The following is a 22,292-nucleotide window of genomic DNA, read 5'->3' as shown; positions in this document are numbered from 1 at the left end:
ATTCTTTGCGTACAACCGGATTTTCCGGCCACCCCGGGATCTGTCCCCTATGACGCTCGTGAGCCGTGAGGCCGAGGCCCCAGGTGCCGCCGAGATCACCTCGGCTCTGGCGTCTGTGAGGCGCCGATGACGAACACGAGTGGTGCGACCGCGCTGGACCACCATCGGGACCTCAACACCGACAGGGACGCCGTGGACGCGATCCGCAGCCGGATCGCCGAATCCGGTGTCGAGTACGTGTACTACCAGGCGGTGACGCTCACCGGTCGGGTGATCGGCAAGATGGCCCCCGCCCGTCGTCTGGTTCGCAACATCGAAAACGGTATCCAGCAGTACCGCGCCCTCCTGGCCGACCTCCGCACCGCGGCCGGCGGAACACTCCTCGGCGGTGGCTACGAAGCGACCGAGTACACGGCCATGCCCGACCTTGACACCTTCGCCGTACTGCCATGGGATCGCCGCACCGGCCGGTTCTTCTGCCGTCTCTATGAGCCCGCGCACGCGCCCGGAGGAAGGGACGGTCAGCCGCTGGCACTGGACGTGCGGGGCCATCTCCGCCGGGAGCTGGCGGCCTTCACCCTCCGCACCGGGCTTGAACTGCGTAGCGGCTGTGAACCCGAAACCTCCTGGAGCGCGAGCGGGAACGGAACCCGTCCGCACGTCGGCCCCCGCCCTGGGGAGTCTCCCGCCCACCACGTGGACAGCCTGGAGTCCCACCGCCCCGTCTGCCAGAGGATCATGGCCTACGGGCATGAACTCGACCTGGAGATGATCGAGGGAAACCACGAGGGCGACCCCGGACAGTTGGAACTGAACTGGGAGTACGACCACGCCGCCCGCACGGCCGACCGGATGATCGTGCATCGGCAGATCTGCCGCCAGGTCGCCCGCGAACTCGGCCTCACGGTGAGTTTCATGCCCAAGCCCGCGGACGACCGGACGGGCAACAGCTGCCATCACAACCTCAGCCTGTGGCGTGGCGAGACGAACGTCCTGGTCGATCCGACCGTGCGTCGGCTGCACCTGACCGAGATCGGCCGCCACGCTGTCGGAGGCATCCTCAGCCATGCCGGAGCCGCTTCGGCGGTCATGGGGCCGACAGTCAATTCCTACAAGCGGTATGCGCAGGCCAACCCGGTCACCCCGACGCGCGCTGACTGGGGTCTGGACAACAAGACCTGCACGGTGCGCCTCCCCGTCAACGGGCGGCTCGAAGTTCGTTCTCCCGATGCGTTGGTCAACCCCTACCTGTCGCACGCCGTCCTCCTCGCCGCCATCGAGGACGGAATCAAGAACGAGATCGACCCCGGGCCGCCCAAGGAGGGGGCCTACGGTGACGGGACGGCGCTGTTCCCCGATCTGCCACTGACCCTGGGCGAAGCCCTGGACAGGTTTGACGCTGACCCAGTGGTCACCAGTGCGCTCGGCGCCGAGACCGCTGAGCTCTACCGGGCGGTCAAGGCTGCGGAGTGGATGGGGTTCTGCGGCGCTGTCACCGACTGGGAGCAGCGTATGTATGCCGACGCGGGTTGCTGACACGGCGGCGCAGTCGGCGGAGGTCGCCATGTCACGCGCCGTCCAGGTCGCCCTCGCCCGAGTTCCGCACGCGCGAGGACGGGCCGAGTCGCCCCTGCTATGACGGAGGGGCATACTGTCTCACTGGGAAAGTCGGGACACCACACGTCGGGAGCGAGGTGCGAGCCCAGTGAGCCGAAGTGGCGCGCGTTCGCGCCGTGCTCGAGTCTGGCGGTTCGCGTACGCGGCCATACTGCTCACGGTCGTCGCCTTCATCGCCCATCACGGAATGGTGCGCGGGGACGTGACTGCATCAGCGGCGTCCTATCAGCACGCCGTCACGTTCACGGCCTCCTTCGGCGAGGACCCGTCGTCGCAGGCCGATGAGAACTTGGGTCGCGCGTCCGAACGGCCATCTCACTGGGCGGAGGCGGGCCACACGGCGACGCCCGCGTCGCATCAGGCCGAATGCGAGCCGGCGACGCACATGTGTCTGAGCGCTAAGACAGCGCTGGACCTGTCGGCGCCGGGGCCGGTTCGTCTCGTCATCCCGGTGCCGCCCCCGAGTGCTCCAGTCGCGACGCAGTTTGTCGCGCATGCTGCTCCGCCCTCAACGCCGGACCTGGCTGAACTGTCGATTCTGCGGATCTAATACCGGTCGTTCCACGACCATCTATTCCATCCGTACTTCTATGCCATGCGAAGGACAGTTTCGTCATGCCCAACATCAGCCGCCGCACTTTCATCGGCGGCGGAACCGCGCTTTCCGGTCTCGGCCTGCTCTCTGCCTGTGGGCGGGGAGATGCGTCGCCGACGCTCGTCAAGCCCACCGACGACATCGTCGGCGCCGTTGAGAAGAAGCGCCCCAGCACGGGGCGAGAGCGTAAGTTCAGCCTGAGCGCCGTCGAATCCGATCTGGACATCGGTGGGCGATCGGTACGCACGTGGAGTCTCGGCGACGCGCTTCCCGGTGAGGAGCTCCGGCTCACGGCCGGGGACACTCTGAACGCCACGCTGGACAACCGGCTCCCAGAAGCGACCTCCATCCACTGGCACGGCCTGGCCGTGCGCAATGACATGGACGGCGTCCCTCATGTCACCCAGGCCGCGGTGCCCGCCGGTGAACAGTTCACCTACCGGTTCACCGCGGACACGCCGGGGACCTACTGGTTTCATCCGCACGTCGGTACCCAGCTCGACCGGGGACTCTATGCACCGCTGATCGTGGACGATCCCCGCGAGCCCCTCTCCTACGACGAGGAGTGGGTCGTCATGCTCGACGACTGGCTGGACGGCATCGACACCACCCCCGACAAGGTGCTCGCCCAAGCGCGCAAAGGCATGGGGCACGACGAGGGGCACGGCGGGGGCGAAGGCGGCTCCGGCCCCATGCGCATGGGACCCATGCTGATGGGTGCGTCCAGTGACCTGCTGGGCGGTGACGCCGGCGACGTCTTCTATCCGATGCATCTCGTCAACGGGCGCCCCGCCAACGACCCGCACACGTTCAGCGCCAAGCCGGGCACGCGGCTGCGGATCCGCCTGATCAACGCCGGAGGCGACACCGCCTACCGCGTCGCCCTGGGCGGGCACCGGATGACGATCACCCATACCGACGGCTTCCCCGTCGAGCATCGCGAGGTCGACGCGGTCCTGCTGGGCATGGGTGAGCGCTACGACGTGCTCGTGACCGTGAAGGACGGCGTGTTCCCGCTCGTCGCGCTGGCCGAAGGCAAGAGCGCCACGGCGCTCGCGCTGCTGCGCTCCGGCTCAGGGGAGGCCCCGGGCCCGGACGTGCGGCCCGACAGCCTCGACGGTGAGATCGTGAACGCCACCGACCTGGTGGCGGATGCGAGCGTGCGCCTCGACGACCGCGATCCTGACGTCCGCCACACGATCAAGCTGACCGGCGGTATGGCCGACTATGACTGGGCGATCAACGGGCGCGCGTTCGACCGTGACGCGCCCACCAAGAACGCCTTCGAGATCCGCCAGGGACAACGGGTCCGCGTCGCCTTCACCAACTCGACCGACATGTGGCACCCACTGCACCTGCACGGGCACACCTTCCAGGTGGGTCCGGACGGCCCCCGCAAGGACACCCTCATCGTGCTGCCCGGGCAGTCCTTGGAATGCGACTTCGACTCGGCCAACCCTGGCCGGTGGCTCGTGCACTGCCACAACGTCTACCACGGCGAGGTCGGCATGATGGGGTTGTTCGCCTACACAGCCTGACGAGCCCTGGATGGACATGGGTACGGACTGACGCAGGAGAAGCGAACAGGGGGTTCCCGCGCGCGGGAACCCCCTGTGGTCGGATGATGGGAAAGGTACTGGCCCTGGGCTCAGCCGGTGGTGATGCCCGACAGGGGCACCCTGTGTTTGGCTGATTCGTAGCGGCCGAGGATCACCCGGGCCAGCTGAGGGGCGTCGCCCAGAGCCGGGGCTACGGCTGCGGCGCCGTTGGCGAAGGACTGGTCGGCGACACGGTCGGAGAAGAAGCCCGGGGCCAGTAGGTAGCCCGCCACGGCGACCTTATGCGCGCCCGAGGCGCGCAGGTGGGCGACTGCCTCTGCCGGGGTCGGGGAAGCGGCCGAGGCGTAGGCCGGGGTGACCTGGCGCCAGGGGCCGCGGGCGGCGAGGGCGGATGCCATCTGTTCGATGACGTGGTTGGCCCCCGCGTCGCTCGAACCGGCCGAGGCCAGCACGAGTGAGGTGTCCGGTGCTGCTACGGCTCCTGCTTCCTCAAGGCGTTGTTCGACGGCGTCGAGCAGCAGCGGGTGCGGGCCCAGCGTGTTGGCGTAGTGGATGTGCAGCCACGGGCAGGACTCGCGGATCCGCTCCAGCACGGCGGGGAGGTCGATCTTGCTGTGGTAGGCGGCGGTGAGCAGGGCGGGGAGGACGACGACCTCGCCCGCTCCCTCCGCTGCCACCGCCGTGATGGCCTCTTCCGCGCTGGGGGAGACGTGGTCGAGGTAGGCGACGCGCACGTCCAGGTCCGGGCGGAGGCGTCGCACGCGGGCGAAGATCTGCTCGACCGTGTGCGACGACCGCTCGTCCTCGCTGCCGTGGGCCACGGCGACCAGGGGGATGGGTGCGTTCCCGTCCCCCCGCGCCGTGGCGATTCCGCGTGCCATTAGAGGTGGATTCCGCATTCGGTCTTGCCCATCCCGGCCCAGCGGCCGCTGCGTGGGTCCTCTCCCTCAGCCACCGGGCGGGTGCACGGGGCGCAGCCGATGGACGGGTAGCCGTCGTACTGGAGGGGGTTGACGATGACGCCGTTCTCCTCCATGTAGGCGTCCACGTCGTCCTGGGTCCACCGCGCGATGGGGTTGACCTTGACCATCTTCTTGCGGGGGTCCCACTGCACCACGCCCACGTTGCGCCGCGTCACCGACTCGTCCCGGCGCAGGCCGCTGATCCAGGCATCGTAGGGTTCGAGTGCCCTCTGCAGGGGTTCCACCTTGCGCAGGTAGCAGCAGATGTTGGGGTTGCGCCCGTGCAGCCTCGGCCCGAGGTCGCGGTCCTGCTCATCCACTGTGCGCAACGGCTTCACGTTGATCAGGTTGATCGGGTACACCTGCGCCACAGCGTCACGCGTGCCGATCGTCTCCGCGAAGTGGTAGCCGGTGTCCAGGAAGATCACGTCGACGCCCGGCTTGACGCCCGACACCAGGTCCACCATGAGAGCGTCGGCCATCGAGGAGGTCAGGCACAGCCGGTCGCCGAAGGTCTCGGCGGCCCACTGGATGATCTCCTGCGTGCTCGCCTCCTCCAGCTCCTCCGAGGCCCGCTCCGCCAGGGCCTGGCTGTCCTCCAGTGCGACGTTCATGCGTTCTCCACCGTCCCGTCCGTATGTCTCTCCACGCTGGCCACGGCGGCCGCGCGGAGTCCGACGAACTTCACTCGAAACACCCGTGCGCACGACATGCAGTCCCAGGCGTATCCCGCGCCCTTTTCCGCATCGCCCTCGTGCGGCATCAGGTCCTCGTCTCCGCAGTAGGGGCAGTAGTGCGGTGCCGCCCGTTCACTCACGTGTCTCACTCACTTGAGGTCGCTGTCTTCGGCCCGGCCGACCCACGTCGCGAACGCCTCGCCGTCTTCCTTGGTCTCCAGGAAGCGGCGCAGCACCCGCTCGACGTAGTCGGGCAGATCCTCGGCCGTCGTCTTCAGCCCGCGCACCTTGCGGCCGAACCCGGCGGTGAGCCCCAGGCCCCCGCCCAGGTGCACCTGGTATCCCTCCACCTGCTCGCCGTCGGCGTTGGTGACCAGCTGGCCCTTGAGCCCGATGTCGGCCACCTGGATGCGCGCGCAGGAGTTGGGGCACCCGTTGAGGTTGATCGTGATCGGCTCCGGGAAGTCCGGCAGCCGCCGCTCCAGCTCCTCGACGAGCGACGCGCCCCGCCCCTTGGTCTCGACGATGGCGAGCTTGCAGAACTCGATACCGGTGCAGGCCATGGTCTGGCGCCGGAACACGCTCGGCCGCACCTCCAGGTCCTCGGCCTCGAGCGCCGCGACGATCGAGTCGACCTGGTCGTCCTCGATGTCGAGGATGACCAGCTTCTGGTCGGCCGTCGTGCGGATCCGGTCCGAGCCGTGCGCCTCGGCGATGTCGGCCACGCGCGCCAGCTTGGTCCCGGAGACCCGGCCCACCTTGGGGGCGAAGCCGACGTAGTTGCGCCCGTCGCGCTGCCGGCGCACGCCGACGTGGTCCCGGCGCATCCCCTGCTGGAGCTCGGGCTCGGGGCCGTCGGGCAGGGCGTAGCCCAGGTACTCCTTCTCCAGCACCTCACGGAACTTCTCCGCGCCCCAGTCCTTGATCAGGAACTTGATCCGCGCGCGGTGCCGCAGCCGCCGGTAGCCGTAGTCGCGGAAGATCGAGCAGACCGCCGCCCACACCTCGCTGACCTGCTCCGGGCGGACGAACGTCCCCAGCCGCTTGGCGAACATCGGGTTGGTGGACAGCCCGCCCCCGACGAACAGGTCGAAGCCCGGCGTGCCGTCCGGCCCGACCACACCCGCGAACGCGACGTCGTTGATCTCGTGGTTGGTGCAGTAGGAGGAGCACCCGGAGATCGAGCTCTTGAACTTGCGCGGCAGGTTGGAGAACAGCGGGCTGCCGATGTGGTCGTCGTAGATCTGGTGGATCTGGTCGGTGGCGTCGACGATCTCGTCGTCGGCGATCCCGGCGAGCGGGCAGCCCAGGATGACGCGCGGGGTGTCGCCGCAGGCCTCCGTCGTGCTCAGCCCCACGGCCTCCAGCTTCTCCCAGATGGTGGGCACATCCTCGATGCGCACCCAGTGCAGCTGGACGTTCTGCCGGTCGGTGATGTCGGCGGTGTCGCGGCCGTAGGCCGTGGAGATCTCGGCGACGGTGCGCAGCTGCGCGGCGCTGAGCTGGCCGCCGTCGATGCGGATCCGCAGCATGAAGTAGCGGTCGTCGAGCTCCTCGGGCTCCAGGACGGCGGTCTTGCCGCCGTCGATGCCCGGCGCGCGCTGCGTGTACAACCCGAACCAGCGGAAACGGCCGCGCAGGTCAGCGGGGTCGATGGAGTCGAATCCGGCCTTGGAGTAGATGTCGATGATCCGTTGCCGGACGTTGAGCCCGTCGTCGTTCTTCTTGTTCTCCTCGTTCTTGTTCAGCGGTTCCCGATAGCCGAGGGCCCATTGGCCCTCGCCGCGGCGCGGCCGAGGCTTGCCGACGCGGTCGGTGGGGGCGGCGGGTGCGGAGCCGGCCGGTGCGGATGTGGGAGGCATCGCGGAGTCCTCCGAAGAGTGCGCGGGGGGCGGGGAGCGGCCGCCGCGCGCATCACCGCCGGGCTCCGTGTCCGGCACGTCGTTGTGCTCTGGTCACGTAGCTCGTCTACGGGTGATGGGTATACGTCGGCGCCGCTCACGCCCCAGGAATACGGGCGGAATCGATCACACGGTGGTGGCGGGGTCTAGCCGACGTTGCGACAGATAGCGCTGCTGACCCGCAGAAAGTCCACGTGGCGGCGCACGCGGAGCATCGGGTCCAGAACAGCGGTCATGCCCTTGACGATGACATGGCGCGGGTTGGTTTGTCCAGGGATCGACCGTGGCTGTGCGCCGTGAAGCACGTCACGTCCGGAGGTTCGGCGGTGTGTCCGGGCGGGTGCGGGGCGTGGCCCCTTCCTGCAGCTCTTGCCTGGCGCTGGTCACGATCGTCCATCGAATGCGTATGGATGTGCGCGGATGGGCCATCGGCAGCGGTGCTGGCTGTGCGGCGACACCTACCTTGGACCGCGTGTGGGGTTTGTGGGAACGAATCTGGCGCGGTGTCGACGAGGCACGCGCCCGGCATCCACGTCTGGGCAGCCTCGTCCTCCTCATCGTGCGCACCGGCCGCTCGGCCGGGCGAACCCGCCTCATCGGCCTCTCCGCCGAATCGGCGTTCTTCGCCCTGCTGTCGCTCCCCGCGCTGCTGCTGGGCCTGGTGGGCACCCTCGGCCACCTCAGAGCCGTGCTGGGGGCGCAGACCGTTCTGGAGATTCGCGAATGGATCCTCGACCTGGCGACGAAGGCGGTGACCGCCGAGGTCGTGAGCACGGTCGTCGTCCCCCTGATCGATGACTTCCTGCGCGGCGCCCAGGCCAACGTCCTCTCCCTCACCTTCCTCGTGTCGCTGTGGTGGGGCTCGCGCGCGATGAACGTCTTCATCGAGGCCATCACCATCGCCTACGGGCTGGAAGGGCTGCGCGGCTACTTCCGTCAGCGGGTCCTGGCGTTCGTCGCCTACCTCGGCGGCCTGCTGTTCGCCCTCGTCGTGCTGCCGGTTCTGGTGGCAGGGCCGGATCTGGTGCAGGAACTGCTCCCGGTCACCGTGGGGCGGCTGAACGTCGCCTATTGGCCGGTCGTCGGTGGTGTCTCGGTGACCGCCGTGGCCATGCTCTACGCGCTGGTCGTCCCGGTGCGCATGCCCCTGCGCCGCCACCTGCCGGGCGCCGTGCTGGCGACGCTCATCCTGATGTTGGGATCGGCACTCCTGCGCGTCTACCTGGGCCGCTCCTTCGGTGAGGTCACCATCTACGGATCGCTCGCGGCGCCGATCGCGATCCTGGCGTGGTTCTGGGTGGTGGCGATGGCGGTCCTCGCGGGCTCCCTGCTCAACGCCGAGATCGACTCGATGTGGCCGACCTCCCGCACCGCCGCCGCCCGGGCCGAGATCGCTGCCCGCCGCCATGCCCGCGCGACCCGGCTGGTGGAGCGGCGCGAGCAGGCGGTGCGCCGGGTCGCCGAGCGTGGTTCCGAGGACGCGGATGAGGAGGGTGACGAGCGCCGGGAGGAGGACGCGGAGGGCAACGGGGACGACGAGGCCCGGGGGTGTCCCGAGTCGGGAGCGGATGCGACGGTCGGCGCGCGGCCGGAACAGGCCGAATCGACCGCCCCCGAGGCCGCCTCCCCGAGGACGTCGTGAACACGGTGGAGGACACAGCGTCCGAGGAGGCTCCTGGGGATCAGGAGAGCCGCTCACCCGGCGAGGACGGCGCGAATGAGAGCAGCGGCACGCCGTCGGAGGGGAGACGGGATCGCGCGATCCGGCATGATCATGTCTGGCCGGTTTCCTCCCGGATTTTCCGGCGGTCTGGCCCCTCCTATCTCCCTCCCTCTGACGTGCACGCAGGAGAACCGAATGAACCGTCCCTCCCCCCGTGCGTCCGGCGCGCTCACCAAGAGACGGCTGACCGGGCTGTTCGCCTCTGTGGTCGTACTGCTCGTGCTCGCCGCCCTCATCTCCGCACTGACGGGTAAGAACTTCTTCGAGACGGCGGGCGACCTCCTGGGACGAGGCGGGGGTTCCGGTTCTTCCTCCTCGGTCGGCTCTGACCCGGGGGCCTCGTCCTCCGGCTCGTCCGACGACCGCTGGAACCCAACCGGCCAGGAGGTCGCCGAGGCGCGGCAACATCTGAAGGAGATCAAGGTCGCCGAGCCGCAGCCCCGCGGCGACTACGAACGCAAGGAGTTCGGCTCCCCCTGGATCGACACCGACAAGAACGGATGCTCCACCCGCAACGACATCCTCGCCCGCGATCTGGAGGGCGCCCGCGTCAACGCCGACTGCAAGGTGCTGGAGGGAACGCTGGAGGACCCCTACACCGGCGAGATGATCGAGTTCAGCGCCGACAAGCCGCAGGCGGTCCAGGTCGACCACCTGGTCCCGCTGTCGCTCGCGTGGCGGATGGGCGCCAGCGAGTGGGACCGCGACAAGCGTGTGCAGTTCGCCAACGATCCGGACAACCTCTTTGCCTCGGACGGTCCGGCCAATATGCAGAAGGGTGACGCGGGGCCGGGGGAGTGGCAGCCGTACGAGGGCTTCCAGTGCAGCTATGCGGTGTCCTACGTCGACGTCACCCTCAACTACGACCTTCCAATCGCCAAGGAGGACAGGACCGGCCTTGAGGAGATGCTGGGCACCTGCTGACCGCTGACCGGCCGCCGTCGGCCGGGCGCCGGTCAGCTGCGGAGTGTGAGGCGGGGGTGTCGCTTGCTCCTCCACGGCCGGATGTGGTCATTTTCGGCAGAACTTTTCGGTCGAAAACGGTGATCCTAAACCGGGTCAGCCGCGTCTCCGTTGCCGTCCCTCTGGCTCCCATCTGAGTATTACCGCAGGTGAGCGGATATTTCGGCGAGGTGGGAGTCGTGCGCGGCGCTCCCGGTACGGCGCAGCGCCCCTTCTCCAGTAGGCGCCACCGAGGACCTGGGCGTTATCCGAGGTCAGTATCATCTCGTTGGCCCGCCATCACCCCTGGCCCAATGGCGGCCCACTCTCTCTTTTTCCGCCGACCCCCGGATGTCCCGTACCCCCGTGCTGGGCGCCCCCGTTGGTGCCCCACTCTCGATGACGAACAGGTTCACCATCATCATGAGCGCCGCGTTTCCGCCGCGACGAGGACTGCGTCCCTGTCCCATCGGATCCGCCGCAGGCCGCCCCTCGGCGTGCCCGGACAACGGACCGCACCCGCGTGCCGACCGGCAGGTGATCGCGTGAGCAGCGGCAGGGAACCGGGACGCCAGCGGGGCTCGGTCGTCATCGTCATCTCGCGCGACGAGCACAGCGCCGAAGTCACCATCGAGGGCCGCACCCAGGTGGTCACCGGTTCCATTCCCAAGGAGACCCGCCGCGCCGCGCTCGACGTCGCCACCGGGTACGCCGCCCATCTCAGCCGTTCCGTCCTGGTCAACGCCAGGGACGCCAATGGCTCCTGGCAGCTCATCATCAGCCCGACGGGCGTGGTGCGGGCGGCAGGAGGCAGCGAGGCCGAACTCGTGGCGCGTCCCTCCGCCAAGCGTCAGGGGAAGGGCAAGAAGGTCGCCCTCGCCCTGTCCGGTGGCGCGCTGGCGGTGGTCGCCGCCGTCGGTGTCGGCGTCGTTTGGGTGTGGGGTCCCGACCTCATCGGAACCGAGGTCAACGGCGGCAGCGCCGAGGAGTCCGGTGTCATCCTGGAGACCCGGGCCGCCCCGCCGGGATTCTCGCGGGAAGCGGCGTGGCGGCTTCCGACACGGACCGGGACCCGTCCGGCCCTCGCTCCCGATGGGAGCCTGGCCGCCTTCATCAACCCCAATGACGAGCTCGTCGTCGTCGACCCCAAGGGTGAGCAGAAGTGGTCGGCCCAGCTCCCCCTGTCCTCCTCGGACATCGCGGGGGCGCCGGTCTTCGTGGCCACGGGTGACGGTTACGGGGTTGCGATCACTGACAACGAGACGCTCTGGCAGTGGCCTGCCGGCGGAGGCGACCCCGAGGCCATCGACCTGCCCGACAACGCCCGCGTGACCTTCGCCGGGACGAGCCCCCTCGTCCTTGAAGACGACCGCGCCTATATCCCGGACGGCGAGAAGCTCAAGGAAGTGAAGGTCCCCTCCGGCTTCGGCGCGATGCTCGCTGACACCGACCGTGTCCTCATGGGCGTCAGGACCGGCAGGTGGACCTGGGTGGACGCCGGAGCCGCGAAGGACAAGGAGAAGGAGATCGTGCCGAAGGCTCCCTCCGGAGCGGACCGGCCGATCGAGCTGCTCACCGCCGGCGCCGACTACGTCGTTGTGCTGTGGAAGGCTGATGGCGGCGGCGATGACCTGGTCGCGCTGCACGACGCCGAGGACGGTTCCGCGATCGCCGCCGCCGAGGTCGACGCCGACGATGTCGCGGACGTGCGATGGGTGCGAGGCGGCTCTCTCGCCGCCTATGGCCCGGTGATCTTCGACCTCGCCGCCGGTGAGGGGCGGACACTGAACGGCTTCACCCCCGCCAGCGTGGCCGGTGACCTGGTCTATGGCGACGCCGGGGGCGCCCCGGTGGCGATCCCGGCCGACGGCGACCCCATCGACATGGACCGGGACGCCGTCCGGCCCTGGGGACTTCTCGACGACCGCGCCCTCGTCATCGCCGATGGCGACCTCTATGCCCTCTCCCCTGAATAGAAATATCCCCCGATAAAAGAAAGGAGCAGGATGTCCTTTACAGCACGCGCGGTCACCGTGACCGCTGCGGGTCTGATGGCCGCCGGGTTCCACGCGGTCCCGGCGTTCGCGGACACTGTCGCGGAGACGGCCCCCGAGGCTGTCGACGCGCCTGCGACTGCTGCTGAGGTTCCTCAGGAGGCTCCGGCCGCTACGACGCCGCTCGCTGCGTCCAAGGAGACGGCTCCGGCAAGCATCATCGTGCCGCCCTTGGACGACCTGGTCCCCGGTGACCCGGACCCGGGAATCCCCGGCGATCCTGGTGACCCCGGTGACCCGGGTGATCCTGGTGACCCCGGTGATCCCGGTGACCCGGGTGATCCTGGCGACCCGGGTGATCCTGGTGATCCTGGCGACCCGGGTGATCCCGGTGACCCGGGTGATCCTGGTGACCCGGGTGATCCTGGTGACCCGGGTGATCCCGGTGACCCGGGTGATCCCGGTGACCCCGGTGACCCCGGTGATCCCGGTGATCCCGGTGATCCCGGTGATCCCGGTGACCCGGGCGACCCCGGTGACGACGGCGACGACCAGAACCCGGGTACCCCCGGTGAGCCTGGTGAGCCCGGCACGCCGGGTGAGCCTGGCACCCCTGGTGAACCGGGCACGCCCGGTAAGCCCGGCCCCGAGGGGCCGCAGGGTCCGCAAGGCCCCCAGGGTCCGCAGGGTGAGCAGGGCGCGACCGGTCCGGCCGCGACCGACGCCGACGGCCAGAGCGCTCCGCAGCAGGGCACGTCCTCCGACAACGGTGGCACCACCAAGGCCGGCCAGCAGCTGCCGGTCACCGGTGTCGACCTGACGGGCTTCGTGCTCGGCGGTGCGGTCATCGCCGGTATCGGCGCCATGACCGTGTTCGCCTCCCGGGGCCGCGCTCCGCAGCTGCGCTAGGACAGGCGGCGATCACCGCGCGGGCGACCGAGTGACGTGAGACGTCGATGCTGCAGGGCCGTGGGCCCCGACAGCAACGGCGGCGAGCTGAACGAGGAGCCCGAGCGCGCGGACATCCCCAATCCCGTCCCGGGCCACCACTGTGGCCTGGGACGGCCTATGTTCGGGTGATCTGACCAGGCGCTAGGCGCGCGGGCGCAGCGTCGCGGCGAGTAGCACCGCGCACAGCGAGCCCACCGGAACCAGCCACAGCGCCGTCCCCAGCGACGAAGCGTCGGCCACCATCCCGACCAGCGGTGGAAGCGTCAGGGACCCCAAGCGTCCCAGCCACCCGACGATCACCACCCCGTCTCCGCTGCGCACACCGGGAATCTCCCCCGCTGCCGCCAGCGTGAGCGGGAAGAGCGTCGCCACACCCAGGCCGACCAGGCCGAACCCCGCGATCGTCGGCGCGGTCTGCGGCCACAGCAGCGCCCCCGCCATCCCCGCTGCCGCCAGCAGCATGCCGCCGCGAGCCACCGCCACCGCGCCGAAACGGTCGGTCAGCCGGTCGCCGGTCAGCCGCCCCACGGTCATCATCGACTGGCAGGCGATGAACGGCAGGCTGGCGAGCATCAGCGGTGCACCGAGCTCGCCGTGCGTGTAGACCGCGCCCCACGACGCCGCCGCGTCCTCGATCGCTCCCGCCAGCATCAGCAGCAGACTGAGCGCCAGGAGCGCGCCGACCGCGGGACGCGCACGCCGCAGCAGCTCCCGCGGCCCCTGTGTGGATCCGCCGCCGATGCCGCGTTCGGCGTGCTCCGGACCCGGAAGCAGGAACGGGGACGCCGCCAGCACCGCGGCGACCAGGAGAACCGCGACCACGCCCAAGTGGACCGGCAGGGGGACACCCAGCTGCGCCATGCTCGCTCCGACCAGACCCCCGCTGACCGCCGCGATGCTCCACAGCGCGTGGAACAGGTTGATGATGGACCGGCCGTAGCGGAGCTGCACCCGCAGCGCGTGCGCGTTCATCGCCGGGTCCATCCAGGCGTCGGCGCATCCCAGCGCGAACAGCGCCGCCGCCAGCGTCCCCCAGCCCGGTGCCGCTGCCACCAGCGGCAGCACACCGGCGCCCAGCACACCGGACGCCACCGCGACACGGCCGCTGCCGAACCGGCCGATCAGCGGACCGGCCAGCATGCCGGTCAGCAGCGCCCCGAACGGCATCGCCGCGATCGCCGTCCCCAGGGCGGCGTTGGACAGGCCCAGACCGTCCTTGATCGCCGGAAGCCACGGCACCACGTTGGTGTAGGTAAAGCCGTTGACGAAGAAGAGGGCCGCCACCGCGACCCGCGCGCGCCCTGCCTCCCGCCCCGGTGCCCGCGCTTGACGACTCGTCGTCAATGAGCCTCCCCGTTGCCCACGCGGCGTCCGGAGACGCTGTGCGTCCGCCCATCGTAGGGGTTGCGTTCGAGCGCGAGTGCCCTATACGTATGATCTTCTGGCAGATTCGCCCACGCATGACGATCTCCACACCCCCAGCCGGATCCCCGCTCATCCGGCCGAAGACGACCGGAGCCCCTCAACGATGATCGACCTGAGCGCGCTGCGTGAAAAACCCACTCTGTCGGGTGAGCACGTCCGCCTGGTGCCGGTACGCGAGGAGCACGCCGACGACTTCTATGCCTCGATGCGGGACGAGGAGGTGCGCCGCCTGACCGGGACACATCAGCGGTTCACCTACACCGAGATCCGCCGATGGTGCGCCACCAGGGACGAGCAGACCGACCGGGTGGACCTGGCCATCATCGAGCAGTCGTCGGGGCGCTTCCTCGGCGAGCTGGCCCTGAGCGACATCGATCCCGACAACGAGAGCGCCGCCTACCGCATCGCGCTGTCGGCCATCGAGTTCACCGGGCAGGGCATCGGCAAGGAGGCCACCCGCCTGGTCCTGGAGTACGCCTTCGACCGTCTGGGGCTGCACCGCGTCTGGCTCGACGTCTACGCCTTCAACATGCGGGCGATCGCCGTCTACCGCGCCTGCGGGTTCGGCGTCGAGGGCCGCCTGCGCGACGCGCTGCTGTGGGAGGGGCGCCGCCACGACGCCCTGATCATGGCGGTGCTGGAGAACGACTACCGCAAGGCCCTGGGCTGAGCCCGCACCGGGGGCCGCGGCCGATTCCCGGGGCAGGGGCCAGCGACGGCCCAGCACGCCGGCGGGTGCAGATTTGCCCGCCGAGGATGTTGTCCGATGTGGCGAAACGGGTATCCCGGTAGCACTTTCTCCACCGCACCTCGGGAGGGGAGCGGCGTCGCCACCGCCGCACCGGCGGGCGGAGACGCCGGACGATCATGAATCCGCTACCCGTATCGCTGCCGTTTACCGATCGCTCGGAGGCCGGGCGTCGGCTCGCCGAGCGTGTGCGCACGTTGGAGCTCCGCAATGACCCCATCGTGCTGGCCCTTCCCCGCGGCGGGGTGCCGGTCGCCGCCGAACTGGCCCGCCGACTGCGGGTCCCCATGGACGTCCTGATGGTCCGCAAGATCGGCCTGCCCGGCCACGCCGAGCTGGGCGTGGGCGCGATCGCCGAGGACGGACAGGTCGCCTTCGACGACGTCGCCCTCGCGCGCCTGCATGTGCCCCGGGACGCGCTGATGGCCACCGTCGACCAGGAGCGCGCCGAGCTGGACCGCCGCCTGCGCACCTACCGCGGGTCGCGCGAGGCGCCGCGCCTGGCCGACCGGGATGTGATCGTCGTGGACGACGGTGTCGCCACCGGCGGCACCGCCCGCTCGGCGCTGCGCATGGTCCGCCGCGCCCATCCGGCACGCCTCGTGCTGGCGGTCCCCGTCGGTTCGCAGTCGGCGATGGAGGCGCTGCGCTCCGAGGTCGACGACCTGGTGGTGCTGACCGCGCCGGAGAACTTCCACGCCGTGGGGGAGTGGTACCGCGACTTCGCCCAGCTCACCGACTCCGACGTGACGGCGCTCCTGACAGAGCTGCGTGAGATGGAGATCGGTGCCGAGGCGGAGCGCGCGGTGCGGATCCGCGCGGGCGACGTCTACCTCGACGGCGATCTCGCGACCCCGGCCGACGTGCGGGGGGCCGTGGTCGTCGCGCTCGGCCACGGGAGGCATGAGCCGCGGCACCGGTCGGTCGCCGCGCGGATGCGCCGGTCGGGACTGGCCACTCTGCTGATCGATCTGCTCACCTCGGAGGAGTGGAACCGCGTCAATGGCGGCGGCGAGGAGGTCACCGCCATGACGCTGGGCGAGCGGTTGGAAGACGTGGTGGGCTGGCTGCGCCGGGCCACCGAGCTGGGTGACGCCCGCGTCGGACTGTTCGGCTCGGGGGCCGGGGCGCCGGCGGCACTGGTGGCCGCCGCGGGGCGCCCCGACGACATCGCGGCGGTCGCGGCCCACGGCGGCCGGATCGACCTGGCCGAGGAGCGCCTGCCCGGGGTGCGGGCGCCGACCCTCGTGCTGGTCCAGGGCGGTGACTCCTTCCTCCGCGAACTCACCGAATGGGCGCTGAGCCGCATGGGGGCACCCCACGAACTTGGTGTGGTCCCCGGGGTCGAGCAGCTGCTCGGCGAGTCCGGCGGGTGGCAGGAGGTCGACGTCGCGGTGGCCGAGTGGTTCGACCGGCACCTCTGACCCCGCATCGAGAGTGGGGGAACGCGTGGCGCGCCGTGGTGCCGCGGAAGATGGCGGGAAAAGGCGTCAGAAAACCCGTGGCGCCCTCGACGTGTGCTACGTCGGGGCGCCACGGGTGAATATTGAGGCCGGGGCCGCAAAGGGAACTGGGATCATCCCCGCGAGGGGACACCTGGTGTCATGCCTCCGCCCACTGTCAGGGGCGGAGCCCGGGGAGAGAAGTCGGGTCAGGCGGCGTTGGCGCGGCGCATGCGGCGCCGGCGCTCCGAGGCCCGCTCGTCTTCGTTGAGGCCGCCCCAGGTGCCGTACTTCTCAGGCCGCGAGATCGCGTAGTCGAGACATTCGGTGCGGACCGGGCAGGCACCACAGATTTCCTTTGCCTTGCGCTCGCGAATCTCCCGCTCCGGCTGGCGCTCGCCATCGGGGCCGAAGAAGAGCACGAGGTCTTCGCCCCGGCACGCGGCGGCATCCTGCCACCCCCAGCTCGGGCGGGGGCGCAGCGCGGCCTGCCGACGTACCTGAGACATGGTTGAACCACCTCTACTGAATTCGCTAGTAAGCTGTTGAACAGCTAGGGTCAGAACAAAACGTTGGTCATACGGCGTGAGGCACCCCGCACGACGCAACGCCGTGCGATGCTTCGGTGTTCCCGGTGTGGTGGAGACCACTGCGGCGCAGATCCGCCGAAGACGGCGGGCGCTCACGCAAACGGCCGGGGAGGCGATCCCGCACTCCCTGCGAGCCGGTACGTAATCATGCCATCCCCACTCCCGATTGCGCACGGGGGGTGGGGAAATTACTCGCTCAACCGTTACCTAAACCGTCCGATCCGCGACCGATCTTTGCGGATCTGTCCGGTTTTGGTCGTGAATCACGAGAACCAGCCTGTTTCAGCCGGACCTCAGACATCGTATGGGGGATTTCGGTCCGTGCCTAGGGGTGAACCCTGATGCACGCATCACATTCCGGTCTAGACCAAGAGGGGGCGGCGCGGAGCCGCCCCCGCCGCCGGCGCGGCTAGAGGTCGCGCTGCTGGCCCGGCAGCAGCCGCGTGTAGTCCACGTCGGCCACCGTCATCCCGAGTACGCGGGCATAGACGTCCGCTCCATCCTCGCTGAGCAGGCCGTCGTGGATCGCGAGCGCCGAGCGCGGCGCGGCCTCGCGGAGGTAGTCGATCACCTCGCTCACCTTCGACCACGGTGCCTGCACGGGAACCAGGAGCGTGTCCACCGGGTCCTCGGGCACGGTCAGCGCGTCCCCCGGGTGGAAGACGCCGCCCGTCGATGTGTCGATCCGGAAACCGATGTTGGTTATGACCGGAATGTCGGGGTGGATCACCGCGTGGCGCTCCCCGTACACGTGCGCGTCGAACCCGGCGATCCGGGGCGTGTCGCCGTGGGACACCGCGTGCACCCGCGCGCCCAGCTCGCGCAGCTCGTCCAGTTGCTCGGCGATCCCCGCATGCGTGTAGATCTCCACGCCCGGGCGGGCCCGCACCGCCGCCCGCAGCCGGTCCAGGTCGAAGTGGTCCGGATGCTCGTGGGTGATCGCGATGGCGTCGGCCCCCACCGCCGCGTCGGGTTCGCTGAACCCTCCCGGGTCGATGACCAGAGTGGCGCCGTCCCGCTCCAGGCGCACGCAGGCGTGCCCGTGTTTGGTCGTCCGCGTCGTGCCGGTGTGCACGTCAAAGGTCCTTCCGTCGTGTCCAAGCCGCCGAGCCGGGGGGAAGAGGTCCCGGGCGCGGCCGTGCCCGGGACGGCCGCGAAACGTGGGACCGACCCTATCGGCGACCCTGCTCGCGGGGCCGGGGACGAATCGCCCTGCCGCCTCCCCTTAGGGGAAAGGTGCGGGACACAGCGGGGAACGGACAGCGCCGCCACGTCGTCCGATGAAGGTAAACATGAACCGGGGCGCCGTCATCCTCAGGCCTCCGGGGAAACCGCATACCGACGTAGAAACGAGGAATCGTGGCTCTGCTGCGGCTCATTCTCAACATCATCTGGCTGATCGTCGCCGGGTTCTGGCTGGCCCTCGGCTACGTGGTCGCCGGCATCATCTGCTGCGTCCTCATCGTCACGATCCCCTTCGGCGTCGCCTCGTTCCGCATGGCGAACTACGCGCTGTGGCCGTTCGGCCGGGAAATGGCGCGCCAGCCGGGGGCGGGCAGCGGCAGTACACTGCTCAACGTCATCTGGCTCATCGTGGCCGGTTGGTGGCTGACCATCGGCCACATCGCGACGGCGCTCGGCCTGGCCGTGACCATCATCGGCCTGCCCTTGGCCTGGGCCTCGCTGAAGATGATCCCGGTGGCGTTGGCCCCGTTCGGCAACGAGATCGTGCACAGTGGTCGTGTCCGGGAACCGTGGCAGTTCTGAGGCGGTTCACGAGGTCCGTGCCGGCGTCTCGGCACCGCGGGGCCGAGACGTGGGTGAGCTTCGCTCGGGCACGGGGGGTGAGGCGGGCCCGGTGACCGGGTGCGGCAGGGCAACAGCGAAGGGGCCGATGTGTGGATGAACCGACCGGGGACGTGGTCGTTCCTGGAGTCGTTCTTGAAGAGGCGGAAGACGGCGCGGGCCGTGGTGGCCGAGCAGCCCGACCCCGAACCGGAGACGAACGCGCAGGACGCCACCACCCCCGACGATGAGGACCTGCTGCTCAGAATGAGCACCGCCGCCTGGCGGATCCTCGTCATCGGGCTGTTCATCGCGGTCATCATCTACCTGCTGGTGCAGGTCCGGCTCGCGGTCATCCCGGTGATCCTGGCCGTCTTCGTCACCGCCCTGCTCATGCCGCCGACCAACTGGCTGCGCCGCCACGGCCTGGGGCGGGGCTCGTCCACGACCATCGCCATGATCGGCGCTCTGGTCGTGCTCAGCGGTGTCATCACGATGATCGTGCAGCCCGCCATCGACGGCTTCAGCGGACTGGTCCAGAGCGTTCAGGAGGCCATTGAAGGCCTCCCCAAACTGGCCGAGGCGATGGGGCAGGACCCCCAGGCCGTCGACCAGCTCATCAAGAACATCACCGAGCAGGCGCAAGGGGCGCTGCAGGAGGACTGGGCCACCTGGGTCAGCCAGGCCTGGGCCGCCGGGTCCAGCGTGGCCGAGCTCCTGGTGGGCCTGATCCTGGTCCTGGTGCTGACCATCTACTTCGTGCACTCCGGCGACCGGCTGGTCACCTGGCTCCTCAGCCTGTTCCCGGCTCAGACGCGGCGCTCCCTGGGTGCCGCCGGGGAGATCGCCTACGGGGTGATGGGCCGCTACGTGCGCGGCGTGGCCCTGGTCGGCCTCATCGACGCGGTCGGCATCGGTGTCTTCCTGATCTTCCTGATCGACCCCAGCCTGGCGATCCCGCTGATCGTGCTGACCTTCATCGGCGCGTTCCTGCCGGTCATCGGCGCCTTCGTCACCGGCCTGCTGGCCGCGCTCGTCGCGCTGGTCACCGAGGACTGGGTCATCGCGCTCATCGTCGTCGCCGTCGTCATCATCGTCCAGCAGCTGGAGAGCCACGTCTTCGCCCCGCGCGTCTACGGCAAGGCGCTGGAGCTGCCCTCCGCCGTGGTGCTGCTGGCGATCACCATCGGCGGTCTGGTCGCCAGCATCGCGGGGATGTTCCTGGCCACCCCCACGGTCGCGGTGCTCGCGGCGCTGCTGCGCAACCGGCCCTCCACGCCGTCCGCGGCGGAGCAGGCCGAGGAGGGGGACGAGGACGCGGGCGGCGCGCCCCCGCCGCGCCGGCCGCCCCGGCCGCCCGGCCGCTCCCACCATCCCGGAGCGGTCCGAGCAGGACAACACCGAGCAGTAGGCGCCCGGCGGGGCCGCACCGGCGACGGTCCGGTGCGGCCCCGCCGCTGTCGGCGCGCCGACAGGACGGCAGGACGGAGGGCGGTGAAAATCACGCGCGTCGGAGGAGCGTTGCGGATACTGTTGAGCCCGTGCGCGTGATTCCGGATTGATCCCCGTTCCGTCCCCTTCGGCCCCGGCCATGACCGAGTGCGCCCGACGACGCCGCCGCACACCCTCGTTAGAGAGAAAGTTCCTCTACTCCCATGCTGAACGCTTCTGATCTGGAAATGCGTGTGGGCTCCCGGCTGCTGCTGGAGTCCGCTTCCTTTCGCGTCGGCGCCGGTGACCGTATCGGGCTGGTCGGCCGCAACGGCGCCGGTAAGACGACGCTGACCAAGGTCCTGGCCGGCGAGGGGCTGCCCTCCGCCGGTCGGGTGACCTCCTCGGGCACCATCGGCTACCTGCCGCAGGACCCCCGCACGGCGGACCCCGACGAGATCGCCCGCGACCGCATCCTCTCGGCGCGCGGGATCGACGACGCGCTGCGCGAGATGCGCGTCGCCGAGGAGAAGATGGGCAGCGACGACCACAGGACCCGGGACAAGGGCGTGCGCGCCTACGCGCGGGCCGAGGAGCGCCTGCACATCCTCGGCGGATACACGGCCGAGTCGGAGGCCGCCTCCATCGCCAACAGCCTCGGCCTGGAGCAGCGGGTCCTCGGCCAGCCGCTCGGCACGCTCTCCGGCGGCCAGCGCCGCCGGATCGAGCTGGCGCGCATCCTGTTCAGCGGGGCCGACACCCTGCTGCTGGACGAACCGACCAACCACCTCGACGGCGACTCGATCATCTGGCTGCGCGACTTCCTCAAGTCCCACCAGGGCGGCCTGATCGTCATCAGCCACGACGTCGAGCTGGTCGACGAAGTCGTCAACAAGGTCTTCTACCTCGACGCCAACCGCTGCGTCATCGACATCTACAACATGGGCTGGAAGGCCTACCAGACCCAGCGCGAGGCCGACGAGCGGCGCCGCAAGCGCGAGCAGGCCAACGCGGAGAAGCAGGCCGGCGCTCTGCAGAAGCAGGCCGACAAGTTCCGCGCCAAGGCCACCAAGGCGAGAGCCGCCCACCAGATGGAGAACCGCGCGGAGAAGATCCTCAACTCGGTGCAGGGGCAGCGCAAGGCCGACCGCGTCGCCAAGCTCCGCTTCCCCGACCCCGCCCCCAGCGGGCGCACCCCGCTCATGGCCGAGGGACTGTCCAAGTCCTACGGGTCGCTGGAGATCTTCTCCGGGGTGGACCTCGCCATCGACCGCGGCAGCCGGGTGGTCATCCTCGGCCTCAACGGCGCGGGCAAGACCACGCTGCTGCGGCTGCTGGCCGGGGTCGAGAAGCCCGACACCGGCAGGGTCATCGATGGCCACGGGCTGCGCCTGGGGTACTACGCGCAGGAGCACGAGACGCTCGACCCCGACCGCTCGGTGCTGGAGAACATGATGAGCGCCGCCCCGGACCTGCCCGAGGTGGAGGCCCGGCGCACGCTCGGCTCGTTCCTGTTCACCGGCGACGACGTCGACAAGCCCGCAGCCGTGCTCTCGGGTGGCGAGAAGACCCGGCTGGCGCTGGCCACGCTGGTCGTCTCCAGCGCCAACGTGCTGCTGCTCGACGAGCCCACCAACAACCTCGACCCGGCCAGCCGCGAGGAGATCCTCGCCGCGCTGCGCAACTACAAGGGCGCCATCGTGCTGGTCACGCACGACGAGGGCGCGGTCGACGCGCTGCAGCCGGAACGGGTGATCCTGCTGCCCGACGGTGTCGAAGACATCTGGAACGCCGAGTTCGCCGACCTCATCGCCCTGGCCTGAGCCGCACCGGCCCGGGGTCCTTCCCCGGGCCCGGCGGCCGTCCGGGATACACGGACGTTCTTATAGGCCTTCGGGTTGACACCCTTCCGGTTTCGGCCCGGGTTATCTGCGGTCCGAAACCCGCCAC

The 22,292-nt window shown here is 69.9% G+C and carries 20 protein-coding genes; 12 read left to right on the top strand and 8 right to left on the bottom strand.

Annotation, left to right across the window (positions count from 1 at the left end; all coding sequences use genetic code 11):
• Nucleotides 1–126 precede the first annotated feature (126 nt).
• From CDO52_RS17850 to CDO52_RS17840, 3 genes are all read left to right on the top strand, one after another.
• Nucleotides 127–1,536, top strand: coding sequence for a glutamine synthetase family protein (locus CDO52_RS17850; protein ID WP_017618278.1), 1,410 nt, complete (start codon nucleotides 127–129; stop codon nucleotides 1,534–1,536).
• A 169-nt stretch (nucleotides 1,537–1,705) separates the two neighbouring features.
• The gene (locus CDO52_RS17845) at nucleotides 1,706–2,167 is read left to right on the top strand and encodes a hypothetical protein (RefSeq protein WP_017618279.1); all 462 of its coding nucleotides are present in this window, start codon (nucleotides 1,706–1,708) and stop codon (nucleotides 2,165–2,167) included.
• Nucleotides 2,168–2,232: 65 nt separating this feature from the next.
• Nucleotides 2,233–3,750, top strand: coding sequence for a multicopper oxidase family protein (locus tag CDO52_RS17840; RefSeq protein WP_017618280.1), 1,518 nt, complete (start codon nucleotides 2,233–2,235; stop codon nucleotides 3,748–3,750).
• Nucleotides 3,751–3,860: 110 nt separating this feature from the next.
• Here the strand turns inward: CDO52_RS17840 and CDO52_RS17835 are convergent, their stop codons facing one another.
• The 5 genes from CDO52_RS17835 to CDO52_RS29290 all read right to left on the bottom strand — a co-directional run bounded on the left by CDO52_RS17835 (nucleotide 3,861) and on the right by CDO52_RS29290 (nucleotide 7,547).
• On the bottom strand, nucleotides 3,861–4,652 hold the full coding sequence (locus CDO52_RS17835; RefSeq protein ID WP_017618281.1) for a sirohydrochlorin chelatase: 792 nt from the start codon (nucleotides 4,650–4,652) through the stop codon (nucleotides 3,861–3,863).
• A complete protein-coding gene (locus CDO52_RS17830; protein ID WP_017618282.1) occupies nucleotides 4,652–5,347 on the bottom strand; it encodes a phosphoadenylyl-sulfate reductase in 696 nt (231 codons plus the stop codon). The genes CDO52_RS17835 and CDO52_RS17830 overlap by 1 nt, the downstream gene beginning before the upstream one ends.
• Complete coding sequence (locus CDO52_RS17825) at nucleotides 5,344–5,550, bottom strand: hypothetical protein (RefSeq protein ID WP_083919813.1); 207 nt, start codon at nucleotides 5,548–5,550, stop codon at nucleotides 5,344–5,346. Before CDO52_RS17825 ends, CDO52_RS17830 begins: the two co-directional genes overlap by 4 nt.
• A 9-nt stretch (nucleotides 5,551–5,559) precedes the next feature.
• Nucleotides 5,560–7,272 carry a nitrite/sulfite reductase gene (locus CDO52_RS17820; protein WP_017618283.1) on the bottom strand — a complete coding sequence of 571 codons (1,713 nt, stop codon included), beginning with the start codon at nucleotides 7,270–7,272 and terminating at the stop codon, nucleotides 5,560–5,562.
• A 185-nt stretch (nucleotides 7,273–7,457) separates the two neighbouring features.
• Complete coding sequence (locus CDO52_RS29290; protein WP_332459723.1) at nucleotides 7,458–7,547, bottom strand: putative leader peptide; 90 nt, start codon at nucleotides 7,545–7,547, stop codon at nucleotides 7,458–7,460.
• Between the two features lie 236 nt (nucleotides 7,548–7,783).
• Between CDO52_RS29290 and CDO52_RS17815 the strand changes: the two genes are divergently transcribed.
• The 4 genes from CDO52_RS17815 (at nucleotide 7,784) to CDO52_RS17800 (ending at nucleotide 12,879) form a co-directional block, all read left to right on the top strand.
• On the top strand, nucleotides 7,784–8,953 hold the full coding sequence (locus CDO52_RS17815; protein ID WP_394340761.1) for a YihY/virulence factor BrkB family protein: 1,170 nt from the start codon (nucleotides 7,784–7,786) through the stop codon (nucleotides 8,951–8,953).
• Nucleotides 8,954–9,169: 216 nt separating this feature from the next.
• Nucleotides 9,170–9,958 (top strand): HNH endonuclease family protein, encoded by a 789-nt coding sequence (locus tag CDO52_RS17810; protein WP_094932547.1) that lies wholly within the window; start codon nucleotides 9,170–9,172, stop codon nucleotides 9,956–9,958.
• 563 nt (nucleotides 9,959–10,521) lie between these two features.
• On the top strand, nucleotides 10,522–11,952 hold the full coding sequence (locus CDO52_RS17805) for a hypothetical protein (RefSeq protein ID WP_017618286.1): 1,431 nt from the start codon (nucleotides 10,522–10,524) through the stop codon (nucleotides 11,950–11,952).
• 30 nt (nucleotides 11,953–11,982) lie between these two features.
• The gene (locus CDO52_RS17800) at nucleotides 11,983–12,879 is read left to right on the top strand and encodes a hypothetical protein (RefSeq protein WP_094932546.1); all 897 of its coding nucleotides are present in this window, start codon (nucleotides 11,983–11,985) and stop codon (nucleotides 12,877–12,879) included.
• A 183-nt stretch (nucleotides 12,880–13,062) separates the two neighbouring features.
• Here the strand turns inward: CDO52_RS17800 and CDO52_RS17795 are convergent, their stop codons facing one another.
• Nucleotides 13,063–14,265: an MFS transporter gene (locus CDO52_RS17795; RefSeq protein ID WP_026125727.1), complete on the bottom strand. Its 1,203-nt coding sequence runs from the start codon at nucleotides 14,263–14,265 to the stop codon at nucleotides 13,063–13,065.
• 184 nt (nucleotides 14,266–14,449) lie between these two features.
• Here CDO52_RS17795 and CDO52_RS17790 point away from each other — a divergent pair, with 184 nt between their 5' ends.
• Both CDO52_RS17790 and CDO52_RS17785 read left to right on the top strand, forming a co-directional pair.
• Nucleotides 14,450–15,016, top strand: a complete 567-nt coding sequence (locus CDO52_RS17790; RefSeq protein ID WP_017618288.1) for a GNAT family N-acetyltransferase — start codon at nucleotides 14,450–14,452, stop codon at nucleotides 15,014–15,016.
• A 197-nt stretch (nucleotides 15,017–15,213) separates the two neighbouring features.
• A complete protein-coding gene (locus CDO52_RS17785; RefSeq protein WP_026125728.1) occupies nucleotides 15,214–16,518 on the top strand; it encodes a phosphoribosyltransferase family protein in 1,305 nt (434 codons plus the stop codon).
• 227 nt (nucleotides 16,519–16,745) lie between these two features.
• Here the strand turns inward: CDO52_RS17785 and CDO52_RS17780 are convergent, their stop codons facing one another.
• Together CDO52_RS17780 and CDO52_RS17775 are read right to left on the bottom strand one after the other, a co-directional pair.
• Entirely contained in the window at nucleotides 16,746–17,045 is a 300-nt protein-coding gene (locus CDO52_RS17780) for a WhiB family transcriptional regulator (protein WP_269769149.1), read from the bottom strand.
• A 490-nt stretch (nucleotides 17,046–17,535) separates the two neighbouring features.
• A complete protein-coding gene (locus CDO52_RS17775) occupies nucleotides 17,536–18,201 on the bottom strand; it encodes an MBL fold metallo-hydrolase (protein WP_094932545.1) in 666 nt (221 codons plus the stop codon).
• Between the two features lie 284 nt (nucleotides 18,202–18,485).
• Here CDO52_RS17775 and CDO52_RS17770 point away from each other — a divergent pair, with 284 nt between their 5' ends.
• The 3 genes from CDO52_RS17770 to CDO52_RS17760 all read left to right on the top strand — a co-directional run bounded on the left by CDO52_RS17770 (nucleotide 18,486) and on the right by CDO52_RS17760 (nucleotide 22,165).
• The gene (locus CDO52_RS17770) at nucleotides 18,486–18,893 is read left to right on the top strand and encodes a YccF domain-containing protein (RefSeq protein WP_017618292.1); all 408 of its coding nucleotides are present in this window, start codon (nucleotides 18,486–18,488) and stop codon (nucleotides 18,891–18,893) included.
• 135 nt (nucleotides 18,894–19,028) lie between these two features.
• Nucleotides 19,029–20,462 carry an AI-2E family transporter gene (locus tag CDO52_RS17765; protein ID WP_094932850.1) on the top strand — a complete coding sequence of 478 codons (1,434 nt, stop codon included), beginning with the start codon at nucleotides 19,029–19,031 and terminating at the stop codon, nucleotides 20,460–20,462.
• 104 nt (nucleotides 20,463–20,566) lie between these two features.
• Entirely contained in the window at nucleotides 20,567–22,165 is a 1,599-nt protein-coding gene (locus CDO52_RS17760) for an ABC-F family ATP-binding cassette domain-containing protein (RefSeq protein ID WP_026125729.1), read from the top strand.
• The last annotated feature ends 127 nt before the right edge of the window (nucleotides 22,166–22,292 follow it).

Source organism: Nocardiopsis gilva YIM 90087 (assembly GCF_002263495.1).
Taxonomy (GTDB): domain Bacteria; phylum Actinomycetota; class Actinomycetes; order Streptosporangiales; family Streptosporangiaceae; genus Nocardiopsis_C; species Nocardiopsis_C gilva.
This window is presented reverse-complemented; position numbering and strand designations above follow the sequence as displayed.

Excerpts from the sequence above, each read along its gene's own strand:
- CDO52_RS17850 (WP_017618278.1), top strand. The coding sequence starts at position 127 with ATGACGAACACGAGTGGTGCGACCGCGCTGGACCACCATCGGGACCTC.
- CDO52_RS17840 (WP_017618280.1), top strand. The coding sequence starts at position 2,233 with ATGCCCAACATCAGCCGCCGCACTTTCATCGGCGGCGGAACCGCGCTT.
- CDO52_RS17835 (WP_017618281.1), bottom strand. The coding sequence starts at position 4,652 with ATGGCACGCGGAATCGCCACGGCGCGGGGGGACGGGAACGCACCCATC.
- CDO52_RS17830 (WP_017618282.1), bottom strand. The coding sequence starts at position 5,347 with ATGAACGTCGCACTGGAGGACAGCCAGGCCCTGGCGGAGCGGGCCTCG.
- CDO52_RS17820 (WP_017618283.1), bottom strand. The coding sequence starts at position 7,272 with ATGCCTCCCACATCCGCACCGGCCGGCTCCGCACCCGCCGCCCCCACC.
- CDO52_RS29290 (WP_332459723.1), bottom strand. The coding sequence starts at position 7,547 with ATGACCGCTGTTCTGGACCCGATGCTCCGCGTGCGCCGCCACGTGGAC.
- CDO52_RS17810 (WP_094932547.1), top strand. The coding sequence starts at position 9,170 with ATGAACCGTCCCTCCCCCCGTGCGTCCGGCGCGCTCACCAAGAGACGG.
- CDO52_RS17800 (WP_094932546.1), top strand. The coding sequence starts at position 11,983 with ATGTCCTTTACAGCACGCGCGGTCACCGTGACCGCTGCGGGTCTGATG.
- CDO52_RS17790 (WP_017618288.1), top strand. The coding sequence starts at position 14,450 with ATGATCGACCTGAGCGCGCTGCGTGAAAAACCCACTCTGTCGGGTGAG.
- CDO52_RS17785 (WP_026125728.1), top strand. The coding sequence starts at position 15,214 with ATGAATCCGCTACCCGTATCGCTGCCGTTTACCGATCGCTCGGAGGCC.
- CDO52_RS17780 (WP_269769149.1), bottom strand. The coding sequence starts at position 17,045 with ATGTCTCAGGTACGTCGGCAGGCCGCGCTGCGCCCCCGCCCGAGCTGG.
- CDO52_RS17765 (WP_094932850.1), top strand. The coding sequence starts at position 19,029 with ATGAACCGACCGGGGACGTGGTCGTTCCTGGAGTCGTTCTTGAAGAGG.
- CDO52_RS17760 (WP_026125729.1), top strand. The coding sequence starts at position 20,567 with ATGCTGAACGCTTCTGATCTGGAAATGCGTGTGGGCTCCCGGCTGCTG.